Annotated in this window: 11 protein-coding genes; 1 reads left to right on the top strand and 10 read right to left on the bottom strand. The window is 71.6% G+C overall.

Annotated features, from left to right (window positions below):
* Positions 1 to 14 precede the first annotated feature (14 nt).
* The 9 genes from AC1DZA_RS15750 to AC1DZA_RS15710 all read right to left on the bottom strand — a co-directional run bounded on the left by AC1DZA_RS15750 (position 15) and on the right by AC1DZA_RS15710 (position 8249).
* Positions 15 to 437, bottom strand: a complete 423-nt coding sequence (locus tag AC1DZA_RS15750; protein ID WP_476763761.1) for an acyl-CoA thioesterase — start codon at positions 435 to 437, stop codon at positions 15 to 17.
* An 89-nt stretch (positions 438 to 526) separates the two neighbouring features.
* A complete protein-coding gene (locus AC1DZA_RS15745; protein ID WP_476773453.1) occupies positions 527 to 1252 on the bottom strand; it encodes a CE1759 family FMN reductase in 726 nt (241 codons plus the stop codon).
* The gene (locus AC1DZA_RS15740) at positions 1249 to 1740 is read right to left on the bottom strand and encodes a MarR family winged helix-turn-helix transcriptional regulator (protein ID WP_476773452.1); all 492 of its coding nucleotides are present in this window, start codon (positions 1738 to 1740) and stop codon (positions 1249 to 1251) included. The genes AC1DZA_RS15745 and AC1DZA_RS15740 overlap by 4 nt, the downstream gene beginning before the upstream one ends.
* On the bottom strand, positions 1737 to 2924 hold the full coding sequence (locus tag AC1DZA_RS15735) for a CE1758 family FMN-dependent luciferase-like monooxygenase (protein ID WP_476773451.1): 1188 nt from the start codon (positions 2922 to 2924) through the stop codon (positions 1737 to 1739). The genes AC1DZA_RS15740 and AC1DZA_RS15735 overlap by 4 nt, the downstream gene beginning before the upstream one ends.
* An 81-nt stretch (positions 2925 to 3005) precedes the next feature.
* Entirely contained in the window at positions 3006 to 3560 is a 555-nt protein-coding gene (locus AC1DZA_RS15730) for an HPP family protein (protein ID WP_476773450.1), read from the bottom strand.
* Between the two features lie 112 nt (positions 3561 to 3672).
* On the bottom strand, positions 3673 to 5661 hold the full coding sequence (locus AC1DZA_RS15725; RefSeq protein WP_476773449.1) for an acyl-CoA dehydrogenase family protein: 1989 nt from the start codon (positions 5659 to 5661) through the stop codon (positions 3673 to 3675).
* Positions 5662 to 5693: 32 nt separating this feature from the next.
* Positions 5694 to 6299 (bottom strand): TetR/AcrR family transcriptional regulator, encoded by a 606-nt coding sequence (locus AC1DZA_RS15720; RefSeq protein WP_476773448.1) that lies wholly within the window; start codon positions 6297 to 6299, stop codon positions 5694 to 5696.
* Positions 6289 to 7308 carry an NADP-dependent oxidoreductase gene (locus AC1DZA_RS15715; RefSeq protein ID WP_476773481.1) on the bottom strand — a complete coding sequence of 340 codons (1020 nt, stop codon included), beginning with the start codon at positions 7306 to 7308 and terminating at the stop codon, positions 6289 to 6291. The genes AC1DZA_RS15720 and AC1DZA_RS15715 overlap by 11 nt, the downstream gene beginning before the upstream one ends.
* A gap of 80 nt (positions 7309 to 7388) precedes the next feature.
* Positions 7389 to 8249 carry an alpha/beta fold hydrolase gene (locus AC1DZA_RS15710; protein ID WP_476773447.1) on the bottom strand — a complete coding sequence of 287 codons (861 nt, stop codon included), beginning with the start codon at positions 8247 to 8249 and terminating at the stop codon, positions 7389 to 7391.
* Between the two features lie 173 nt (positions 8250 to 8422).
* On the opposite strand from AC1DZA_RS15710, the gene AC1DZA_RS15705 reads away from it, so the two are divergent.
* A complete protein-coding gene (locus tag AC1DZA_RS15705) occupies positions 8423 to 9130 on the top strand; it encodes an SDR family oxidoreductase (RefSeq protein WP_476773446.1) in 708 nt (235 codons plus the stop codon).
* Positions 9131 to 9139: 9 nt separating this feature from the next.
* On the opposite strand, the gene AC1DZA_RS15700 is transcribed toward AC1DZA_RS15705, so the two are convergent.
* Positions 9140 to 12058 (bottom strand): hypothetical protein, encoded by a 2919-nt coding sequence (locus AC1DZA_RS15700; RefSeq protein WP_476773445.1) that lies wholly within the window; start codon positions 12056 to 12058, stop codon positions 9140 to 9142.
* Between the last annotated feature and the right edge of the window lie 23 nt (positions 12059 to 12081).

Here is a 12081-nt window from a genome sequence, read left to right as displayed (position 1 = left end):
CGTGCCGAGGCCCGCTAGTGCTCCGCCTCGAAGAAGATCGCCCGCAGGTCGTCGGGCCAGTCGGTCGCGCGCCGTGTCGTCGCGTCGACGTGCGCCACGATCATGAGGCACGTGGCGACTGTCGTACCCGCGGCATCCGCCATCGTGCACTCGATGATCGCGTCGGGCCCGTGGAACTCGCGCACGAACGACGTGATCGTGATCTCCTGGTCGGCGTTCACCGGTCGGCGGAAGCTGATCTCCATGCGCCGGATCCACGTCATGAAGCCGAGCGTGTCGAGGGTGGGGAGATCCCACCCGGCGTACTTCGCGAGCGCCTCCATGCGGTGGTCGGTAAAGTACCTGGCGTAGTTGCCGGTGCTCAGGTGCTGGAACGGATCGAGCTCCGAGAAGGCGACTCGGTGCGTGGTCTCGTACACGATCGGCTGCTTCGCCATGCCCCCAAGTTACGCCGATGCCGGCCCGTGCATTGGGTTCCGGCCGGTGAGGTCGGTTCCGGCCGGTGCAGTCGGTTCCGGATGCCGCGTCAGCGCGCTCCGCCGGCGGCGAGCCGCATCAGGTCGGTGGCGAAGTCGACGTCCGCGACCGAGCGCTCGGCGGCGGTCGCGTTGCCGGCGAACTGGTGCTGGTAGACCGACCAGTTGCTGTCGGCGATGGAGGCGCCCACGCCGCTGCGCAGGAACAGCGTGAGCTCCGTGGCCGCTCGGGCGATGCGGTCGCCGAGCGTCGTCGATCCCCAGTCGTCGGGCGCCGCGAAGAGCGACGTGGGCATGGGCATCGCCCGGAGGAACGCGAACAGCGGGCGCAGCTGCTCGTCGACGACCATCGCGTGACGGGGCGTGCCCGCCGTTGCCGCGAGGATGACCGGCTTGGCGATTAGCAGGTCGTTGTCGAGCACGTCGGCGAACGACTTGAACAGCCCGCTGATGCCCGCCTTGTAGACCGGGGTGCTCGCGATGACGGCGTCCGCTCCGGCGAGGAGCTCGATCGCGGCCTGCAGGCGCACGCCGGGGAATCCGGCCACGATGGCCTGCGCGATCTCGACGGCGAGCCCGCTCAGCTCGATCACGTTCACGGTCGCGGGCATCCCGGCCTCGCCGAGCAGGTCGATCGTCTTCTGCGCGGCCCGGTCGGCGAGCAGTCGTGTGGTGGACGGGTCGCTCACGCCCGCGCTGACGACGACGAGCCGCAGGGGCCGGCTCGCGGCATCCGTTGCGAGCTGATCGGGAGTGTGGGTTGGAGTGCTGGTCATGAGAGGTTCCTTCGCATGGCGAGTTGCTGCACCTCGGCCGAGGGGCCCGAGGCGCCGGCGAGCAGGGCGAGGCTGAGGTCGCGCAGCATCACGATCTGGTCGTGATCGAGGGCGCGGCCGAGCGCCTCGGTGACGTGCCGGGCGACCCCGGCGCCGACGCGGCGCTGGGTGGCCAGTCCGTCTGGCGTGAGACGGATGCGACGTGCCCGGCCGTCGGCGGCGTCGTCGACCCGTTCGACGAGACCTCGTGCCTCGAGGCGCACGATGAGGCGAGACATGCCCGGCTGGGTGATGAGCACGTCGTCGCCCAGCTCGGTGATCCTGAGCCCGTCGGGCTCCGACGAGAGGGCGAAGAGCACCGCGTACTCACGGGTGAGCAGCCCCTCCCAGATGTCGGCGTCGGTGAGCTCGCGGGCGATCGTGGCCTGGGCGCGGTAGTACGCCTCCCAGGCCTCGTTCGCGAGCCGCGCCTCGTGCGCCACGGTCACGCCGCCAGGGGGAAGCGAGCCGGAGCGTTCGGGTCGCTGTCCTGGTAGGGCGAGGCGCCCGACAGGTTGTCGCCGCGGTTCGGGTTCGGTCGCGGCTGGCGGGGCTCCGCGTCGCCGTACTTGGCCCTGACGAGACTCGCGTGCTTCGGGGCATCCGGAACCCCAGGTGCGCGCCGCGCCGCCATCTCCTTGCGCAGCACGGGCACCACCTCGGTGCCGAGCAGCTCGACCTGCTCGAGCGCGACCTCGACGGGAAGCGCCAGGCCGTCGAGCGACCACAGCTGGCGCTGGTAGTCGCCGAACCCCTCCTGGAACGTGAGGGTCTTGTCGATGACCTCCTGCGGGCTGCCCACGCTGAGCGGCGTGCGGGCCATGAAGTCGTCGAGCGAGCTGCCCTTGAAGAGCGGGTACTCCTCGAAGTACGGCCGGAACGCGGCGACGGCGTCCTGCGAGCGCTTCGCGATGAACGCCTGTCCGCCGAGGCCGACGATCGCCTGGTCGCGAGTGCCGTGACCGTAGTGCTCGAACCGGTCGCGGTAGAAGTCGACGAGCGGCTTGAAGTGGAAGTTCGGGGCGAGCACGTTGTTCGCGAAGTAGCCGTTGCCGTAGAAGGCGGCCTGCTCGGCGATCTCGGGAGTGCGGATAGAGCCGTGCCACACGAACGGCGGGACGTCGTCGAGCGGGCGCGGGGTCGACGTGAAGCCCTGCAGCGGTGTGCGGAAGCTGCCCTCCCAGTCGACGACGTCCTCACGCCAGAGCCGGTGCAGCAGGTTGTAGTTCTCGAGCGCCAGCGCGACGCCCTGGCGGATGTCCTTGCCGAACCACGGGTACACGGGGACCGTGTTGCCGCGACCGACCATGAGGTCAAGGCGCCCCTTCGCCACGTGCTGGAGCATGGCGTAGTCCTCGGCGAGCTTCACCGGGTCGTTGGTGGTGATCAGGGTGACCGACGTGCTCAGCACGATCTGCTCGGTGAGCGCCGCGATGTGCGCGAGCAGCGTGGGCGGCGACGACGGCACGAACGGGGGATTGTGGTGCTCGCCGAGTGCGAACACGTCGAGGCCCACCTCGTCGGCCCGCTGCGCGACGCGCACGAGGTTGCTGATGCGCTCCGCCTCGCTCTGGGTGGTTCCGGTGGTGGGGTCGGGGGCGATGTCGCCGACGCTGAAGATGCCGAACTGCATGGGGTCCGCCTTTCTGCGGTCGTTCGAGAAAGGTAAACAACATGACTGAGCATGTATTCCCCGGATGCCGCAGGCGGCGCCTCACCCCTCCGGGCGGGACGGACTCATGCCGAGCAGCATGTTCAGCCCCCAGCCCGCGATGATGACGAACGCGAGGGCCGACGCCATCGAGAGGATGCCGATCGGGTCGGCGATCACGCCGAGGCTGATGATCATCGTGGTGGCTCCGGCGGGCGGATGCGGCAGCTTCAGGGCGCTCAGCACGAACGCCGTGACGGCCACGGAGAACGCAGCTGCCAGGAGGTATCCCGGTGTGAGGCCCTGGTCGGGCGCCGACGGCTGGCCGTCCATGCCGAAGACGATCAGGCAGAGCACGCCGGCGCCGATGCCGACCCCGTGCCCGACCGCGGCGTTCAGCGGTCGCGACGACGGATCCTTGGCGGCGCCGAAAATCAGCATGACCGTCGGGCCGAGGCTCGGGAACAGCCACGGCGTGCGCAGGGCGAGGCCGATGGCGCCGGATGCCGCGAGCACGACGAGGCTGAGCACGCCCACGTATGCTCCGGTGCCGGGGGAGCCGGCCGCCTTCGTCAACCGGTCGAGCACCGGCCGGCGGGTCGAATCGTCTACGGTCATCGCAGTCTCCATCCCGGTCTGTTGGGGTGGAAGCTACGCGCGGGTTCGACGGGTGCACAACGGGCTTGCGTTCACGCGAACGCGGACTCGCGGGGCGCTCGCGCCGAGCCCCCTACGGCGAGCGGATGACGCGGCGCGCGACGTTCTCGGATGCGTCGGCCGGCACCGCCTCGGTGATCCACGGGCCGGTGCCCTCGCTGCGGTCGAGGATCCCGTGCTCGAGCCACTCGTACGCGCCGTCGAGCACCCGTTCCGAGAGGCGCTCGTCAGCGGCATCCGTGTTGTGCCAGAGCCCGTCGAGCAGTCGTTCGGTGCGAAGACGGGACTGCTCGGCGAACGTGTCGGCGAGCTGGTAGGCCGCCTTGCCGTGCTCGGGGGTGTCGGCGGCGATCATCATGGCGCGAACGCACGAGGCCGAGACGGCGAACAGCTCAGCGCCGATGTCGACGACCCGTCCCAGGAACCCCTGCTTGCGCTCGAGCGCGCCCTGCCAGCGCGTCATCCCGTAGAAGGTCGCTCGGGCGAGCTTGCGGCTGGTGCGCTCGACGTAGCGGAGGTGCGCGGCGAGCGGGCCGAACTCGTCGAAGGAGGTCGGCAGGTCGCCCTTGCCGGCCACGAGCTGCGGCAGCCAGCGGGCGTAGAACCCGCTGGCGGATGCGGCGGCCTTGAGCTTGCGGGCGAGTTCGAGGTGCGGGTCGATGAGGTCTCCGGCAGCGGTGAGATGTGCGTCGACGGCCTCCCGGGCGATGAGCAGCCGCATGATCTCGGTCGAGCCCTCGAAGATGCGGTTGATCCGCATGTCGCGCAGCACCTGCTCGGCCCCGACGGCGCGCTCGCCGCGGGCGGCCAGCGACGCCGCGGTCTCGAACCCGCGGCCGCCGCGGATCTGTACGAGCTCGTCGGCGATGCGCCACCCCATCTCGGACGCCCACATCTTCGCGAGCGCCGCCTCGATGCGGATGTCCTTGCGGTCCTCGTCGGCGAGCACGCCCGACAGGTCGACCACGGCCTCGAGCGCGAACGTCGTCGCGGCGATGAATGCGACCTTGTGCGCGACCGCGGCGTGCTCGCCGACGGGTCGGCCCCACTGCACCCGCTCGCGCGACCACTCGCGGGCGATCTTGAGGCTCCACTTGCCCGCGCCCGCGCAGATCGCCGGGATCGCCAGTCGCCCGGCGTTCAGGGTGGTCAGCGCGATCTTCAGGCCCTGGCCCTCGCGGCCGATGAGGTTCTCGCGAGGAACCCGCACGTCGTGGAGCGAGGTCAGCCCGTTCTCGATGCCGCGCAGACCCATGAAGGCGTTGCGGCGGTGCACGGTGATGCCGGGGGCGCGCGCCTCGACGATGAACGCGCTGATCCCGCCGGGGTGCCCGTCGGACTTCGGCACGCGCGCCATCACGACGAGCAGCTCGGCGACGACCCCGTTGGTGGTCCACAGCTTGGTGCCGTTGAGCACGTACTCCGCGCCGTCGTCGGTCGGCACCGCGGTGGCCCGCAGCCGGGCGGGATCGGAGCCCACCTCGGGCTCGGTGAGCAGGAAGGCGCTGATCGCACCCGCCGCGCACCGCGGCAGGTACTCGCGCTTCTGCTCCTCGGTGCCGGCGAGCACGAGCGGCTCGGGCAGGCCGACCGACTGGTGCGCCGAGAGCAGCGCGCCGAGGCTGGCGTTCACCGACCCGATCATCACGAGCGCGCGGTTGTAGTACCACTGCCCGAGGCCCAGACCGCCGTACTCGACCGGGATCTTCATGCCGAACGCCCCGATGTCGGCGAGCGCCTGGAAGGTCTCGTCGGGGATGCGCGCCTCCCGCTCGATGCGGGCGATGTCCACGTCGCGCAGCACCGTCTCGAGCGCCGCGAGGAACGCCTCGCCGCGCTCGCGGCGGGCCGGATCGGGTCGGGGATGCGGATGGATCAGCGACAGGTCGAACTGCCCCAGGTACAGGCCCTTGGCGAAGCTCGGCTTGCGCCAGTCCTGTTCGCGGGCGGCTTCGGCGACGGCGCGCGACTGCTGCGCGTCGACCTCGGGAGCTGATCCGGCGGCGACGGCCCCCTCGGCGCTGGTGGCGGTGGAAGTGCTGGACTCACGAACGGTGCTCACGCGAACCTCCTCGTTCGTGCCCAAATCTACGCTCAGCGGGGTGAGAGCATCACTCCGACCTGCTCGCGGATGACCCCGACGACCTCAGCGTCGGTCAGGCCGCGGTAGAGGGTGGCGGTGATGCTGATGAACATGACGGCCGAGATCGCGCGGGCGAGCGCCGCGGCATCCGCTGCACTGATGCGCTCGTCGCGCCGCAGCACGTCGACGAACGCCGCCTCGACGCGGGCGCTGAGGACGAGTCCCTCGCGGTGGTGCGGCTCCTCGGGGTCGCCGAAGACGAGCTCGCGCAGGTAGGTGCGCCCGTTCTCGATCTGCACGCGGTTGCACTCGACGATCGGGCTCACGATGGCCATGAGGGCATCGAGCCGGTCGGTGGTTCCGGATGCCGCGGCCTCGCCGCGCTCGATCGCGTCGGCGAACTTGACGTTGTGCACGAGCAGCAGCAGCTCGGCCTTGGACTTCGCGTAGAGGAAGACCGTGCCGGCACCGACGTCGGCGCGGTCGGCGATCTGCTGCGTCGTGACCTCGTCGACGCCGTGCTCGCTGAACAGCTCGGTCGCGGCGGCCGTGATGCGCTCGAGCTTCTGCTGCTTGTTGCGCTCACGGCGGCCGATGGGCGGTGCGTCATGCTGCACGTGTCCGGTCCTTCCCGCTCACCACCACCTTCCCACGGATGCCTCCGCGCTCGAGCGCGGCCAGCGCCTCGGGCGTCTCGGCGAACGGGAAGACCCGGCCGACCTGCGGGCGGATGATGCCGGCGTCGACGAGCTCGGTGATGCGCTCGAGCTGGGCGCCGTCGGCGCGCATGAACAGGAACGAGTACTCGACCCCGCGGCGCCGCGCCCGGCGCCGCACCCCGCTGCTGAGGGCCCGCATCGCGAGGCGCAGCGGCGGGCTCGCTCCGAGCTCGTGTGCGAAGCCGGGATCGGGCGGACCGGCGATGCCGATGACCCGGCCGCCGGGCCGTGCGACGCGGATGGACTTCTCGAGGGTCTCGCCGCCCTGGCTGTCGAGCACCAGGTCGATGTCGACGTCGTGCAGCTCGTACTCGAAGTCCTGGTTTCGGTGGTCGATGACGATATCGGCGCCGAGGCCGCGCACGTAGTCGGCATTCGAGGCGCCGGCCGTCGTCGCGACGATCGCGCCGAGGTGCTTGGCGAGCTGGATGGCGATCGACCCGACGCCTCCGGCGCCGCCGTGGATCAGCACGGTCTGTCCGGGCCGCAAGTCGGCCCGCTCGACGAGCGCCTGCCACGCGGTCAACGCCACGAGGGGCAGGGATGCCGCCTCCTCGACGGTGGTCGACGCGGGCGCGGGCGCGAGGTCGCGCTGATCGACGGCGAGCTCCTCGGCGAACGTGCCGATGCGGTCCTTGCGGGGTCGCCCGTAGACCTCGTCGCCCGGAGCGAACCGGTCGACCTTCGCGCCGACCTGCACCACCGTGCCGGCGAGGTCGTTGCCGAGGACCTGCGGCAGCCGGTACGGCAGGATCTGGCGGAACCGGCCGTCCCGGATACCGGCGTCGAGTTGGTTGACGCCGGCGGCCTGTACGCGAACGAGCACGTCGTGGTCGCCGACGGTCGGTCTCGGGACCTCCGCCTCGTGCATCGGCTGCCCGTAGGCGTCGATGACGAAAGCTGTCATGGTCTGCGCGCTCGCCGGCGGGGTGGGTGGCGTCTGGGGCGTCTGGGGCGTGCCGGGGGTCTGCGGGCTCATCTGCGCGCTCATCGGGCCAGGAATTCGAGCGCCATGGCCACGAACTGCCGGTGGTACTGGAAGATGCCGGCGTGCCCGGCGTCGGGGTAGAGCACGAGTTCGGCGTCGGGCAGGCGCCGGCTCAGGTCGATCGAGTTCTCGGTCGGGATCATCGCGTCGTGCTCGCCGTTGGCGACGAGCACGGGCTGGGTGATCTTCGACAGGTCGGCGGCGGGCCGGGTCGCCCAGTCGTGCACCGCGGCGAGCTGGGCGCGGTAGGCCCGCGTCGTGATCTTGGCATCGCGGTCGACGGTGCGCTCGGCGATGCGTGCGAGGAACTCGCGGGCGGCGCGCTTGCCGTTCGCGGTGCGCGTGAAGAAGAGGGTGGTCTTCGGGTCGCTGAACGTCATGATGCCGCGGAGCACCGCCGCGTTCGAGACCCAGGTGATGCGGTCGATGCCGATGCCGCCGGCGGGGCCCGTGCCCGCGAGGATCAGCTTGCGCACGAGCGCCGGGTCGGTGACGGCGAGGACCTGGGCGATCATGCCGCCCATCGAGAGCCCGAGCAGGTCGACCCGGTCGAAGCCGAGCGCTCGGATGAACGCCACGGCGTCGCGCGCCATGCCCTCGATCGTGGACGCGGGAGTGCCCGTGGTCGCCCCGACGCCGCGGTTGTCGAAGGCGATGACGCGCCGGCCGGCGGCGAGGCCGTCGACGACGCGCGGGTCCCAGTTGTCGAGCGTCGCGGCGAGGTGCGTGAGGAGGACCAGCGGAACGCCGGTGGAGGGGCCGAGCTCGCGGTAGGCGAAGTCGACGCCGGCCGCGCTGATGGTGCGAGTGGGCACGGTCGCGAACGAGAGCGCGGTGCCGGGGTGGGTCGTGGTGTGCATGGCCGTAACCGTACTCCTAAAACTGAGCCAACTCAAGAATGAATTGAATCAGAAACCGCGAAGACGCGGCGGCAAGGTGGTCGTGCGCGTCATCCGGCATGCTAAGTTGGAAATACCAACTCAGGATGCCGCGATCTCGCGGCGCCCCGCCGGCATCACCGAAAGGCCACATCATGACTTCACTGCAGGGAGCCGTCGTGCTCGTCACCGGAGCGAACGGGGGGCTCGGCACCGAGTTCGTGCAGCAGGCGCTCGAGCGCGGCGCCGCGAAGGTCTACGCGACCGCCCGCACCCCGCGCGAGTGGAGCGACGACCGCGTCGTCGCCCTTCAGCTCGACGTCACGGATGCCGCGTCGATCGCCGCGGTCGCCGCACGCGCCGGCGACACCACCGTCGTCGTGAACAACGCCGGCGCCTCGGCTCCTTCGACGATGCTCGACGCCGACCTCGACGACGTGCGCGCCCTCTTCGAGACCAACGTCTTCGGACCGCTCGCCGTCGCCCAGGCGTTCGCGCCGGTGCTCACCGCGAACGGCGGCGGCGCGCTCGTCGACATCCACTCGGCGCTCAGCTGGTATGCCGCGGGCAACGCCTACAGCGCGTCGAAGGCCGCCTTCTGGTCGATCACGAACTCGCTGCGCCTCGAGCTGGCGCCCCGCGGCACCCAGGTCGTGGGCGTGCACCTCGGCTACACCGACACCCCGATGATCGCCGACCTCGACGTGCCGAAGGGCCGCGCCGACGACATCGTGCGACGCGTGTACGAGGGCGTCGAGGCGGGGGAGCACGAGATCCTCGCCGACGACACCGCCGTCTGGGCCAAGAGCACGCTGTCGCGCACGGTGCTCGAGCAGTACCCGCAGCTCACCGCCGTGAGCTGACCGGCCCGATCAGTCGCGCGGCGGCCCCGGCGGCACGGTCGGCCGATCGCTCGGCGGGCCCGGCGGGATGGTCGGCCGCTCGCTGGGCGGGATGGTCGGCCGTTCCCCGCCGCCGGGCACGCCGCGCGGTGCCGGCAGGATGTCGATGTGCGGGCCGCTCGCCTCGCCGATCGAGCTCGCGACGTTGGCGACGCCCTTGCAGGCGCCGCTCACGTCGTTCGACAGTGCGCCGCGGGTGTCGATGTCGCGCTGCCCGTCGATCACCACGTCGATGTCGCTCTTCGTGCCGGTTCCCTTGCCCGGGGGCAGGTCGGTCTCGACGGCCCGGCCCATTCCGCGGCCTCGGCTGCCGGTGACCTGCAGCCTCGTCTGGTGCTTGTTCGCGATGCCCTGCAACTCGGCGAGCTCCGCCGCGGTCAGCGTCTGCGGGCCCGGAACCCGCATGTCGGGGGTCACCGGGTCGACGACGGGCGGCTTCTCCTCGGGCACGGGGGGCTTGTCCTCCGGGGGCGGCGGTCGGTCCTCCGTGGGCAGTCCGCCCTTGCGTGCCGCGCGCACCCCGGCAGCGAACTCGTCGATCACTGCGAGCACCGACGCGGGCAGGAACCCGCGCAGCACCGAGGCGCAGGCGGCGGCGATGCGGCCGCCGATCCATCCGAGCCCCACGAGGATCGCGGTGATGCCGAGTGCGAGGCCGCTGTCGGCGGCGGTGTTGTAGTCGTCGGCCTTCTCCTGCCGGGTCTGGCGGGTGGTGAACAGGTCGGCGAGCACCTTGACGAGCGCGGTCACCTCACCGGCGGCGAACGACACGAGGAAGGCCTGGCCGAGTCCCATCGCGACCCCGAAGCCGAGCCCCGCCCCGCCGACGCCGCCGACGGCGAATCCGCCACCGGCTCCCGGCGCCGCGCCGATGCCGACTCCGGCCAGCGCACCGGCGATTCCACCAAGCACGGTGCCGGCCAGGCTGCCGCCGATGAAGCCGATCACGGTGAGCACGATCGTGATCGGGCCGAGCAGCAGCAGCGCGATGTTGTTCAGCCGCCGCCACAGGATGAGCGGGAAGTCGAGCAGCTTCATGAGGTCGCTCCACAGGTCGTGGAAGAACCCGAGCGGGTCGTCGAAGAGGTTGCGCGGCGAGAACAGGGTGCCCCACGCCTTCGACATGTCGGCGGCGATGCCGGTGAGCTCCTCGCCGATCTTCGGCCACGGCCAGACCAGGCTCTTCAGCCCGTCGAGCGCCATCTTCTTCACGTCGAGCTTGGCCCACTTGTCGGTGAAGGCCGCGCCGAGCCCGGCCCACATCTCGGCGCCGCTCGAGGTGGTGCGCGTGACCGCCTCGGTCGAGGTATTCGTCGCCTGGCGCTGCACCGGGGCAGGCAGAGCGGATGCCGCCGGCGCCGTGTTCGCGCCACGCACCGCTGCCGGCATGTGGGGTGCGACTGCATCGGATGCCGCGGCCGGCATGCCGGCCGAGAGCTTGCCCGCGATGCCCTCGGCGTAGGGTTCGATGGTCGACATCGGGTCGGCGACGAGGGTGCCGAGGCCCGTCATGGCCTGGCCGTACTTGCGCAGCTTCGCGACGAGCGAGGTGATCGAGAACGAGCGCACCCGTTGCACGAACGACCGCACGCCGCCCGTGATCTTGTCGGCGGCACCCCCGACGCCGTCCTTCACGCGCGTCCACGCGCGGCCCGCGGTGTCCCATGCTGAGCTCGCCGCACCCGACACGGTGTCCCACGCGCCGCGTGCGCTCGAGACGATGGATGACCCGATGCTCCCGGCCGTGTCCCGCGCCCGCTGCCACCCCGACTGCGCGGTGCTCCATGCGCGTTGGGCACCCGACAGCAACGCGCCGCCGATGCGCCGAACGATCGCGCCGCCCCAGCTGTCGGCCGAGATCAGGTCGGAGCCGAAGCCCTCGACGCGCGACCACAGCGCGCCGAGCCGGCTCGTGGCCGACGACGCGAGCCCGACCAGCCCGTCGACGACGGCGTTGGCGCCGGCCCGCGCGGAGTCGACGACGCTCCGGAATCCGGCTGCAGCGCCGTCCCACAGGCCCGAAAGTGCACGCCCGACGGCGCCGGCCATCGCCTGGGCGGCACTCCACGCACCCGATGCCATGCCGGTGATCGAGCTCCATGCGCTGGCGAGGCCGTCGGCATCCAGGCGCAGCACGGCGTCGCGCAGGCGGGCCGCGCCGCCGACGATCGCGGTGATCGGCGCCAGGACCACCCCGCGGATGGCCGTGAACGCCGCCGTCGCCGAGTCGGGCAGGCTCGTCGCGACCGACCGCACGAAGTTGGCGACTCCCGCGCCGGCCGCCCGGATCGTGTCGAGGGCGCCCGCACCGCGCTGTCGGAGGCCGTCGACCACGTCGCCCACGCCGCTCGACACGCTCGTCCAGCCCGACCGGATGCCGTCGCCGATGCCCGACAGCCGACGGCGGATCGAGGCGAAGAAGCCGGGGTCCTCCTCCTCGCGTTGCAGGGCCGGTTCGTCGCGTTGCCGCGGGGGCTCGTCGGGTTGCTGCTCCGGTCCGCGCAGCGCGGTGTGGTCGGGCAGCGAGTCGGTCGTCCGGGTCTCGCTGTCGAAGCCGGCAGCGGATGCCTCGGTGTCGAGGTTGCCGGCCACGGGCGCCGCCTCGGCGGACGCCGGCTGCGCCGACTGGGGCGTCGGCGTCGGCGTCGGCGCGTGCGGATGCGGATGCGCCAGCAGTCGCGCGACCGCGGCGTTGCCGGCCGACCGCTGCAGCGCCGGCAGCGCCACGCGACTCGGCATGGCCCCGCGGACGGCCCGATCGGCCACCGACGGGTCGGCGACTGACGATTCGGCCACTGGCACGGCGATCTCAGCTGCCTCGATGCCGGTGGCGCGGTGGGCAGGGGCAGCGGGCTCCGCACGGAATTCGTGGGCCGCAGTCGAGCTCATCGGTCCCCCCGCTCACCAGCGTC

The organism is Agromyces sp. P2_B3, from assembly GCF_056404815.1.
Note: the sequence above shows the minus strand (reverse complement) of the source record. Positions and strands in the feature narration are given on the sequence as shown.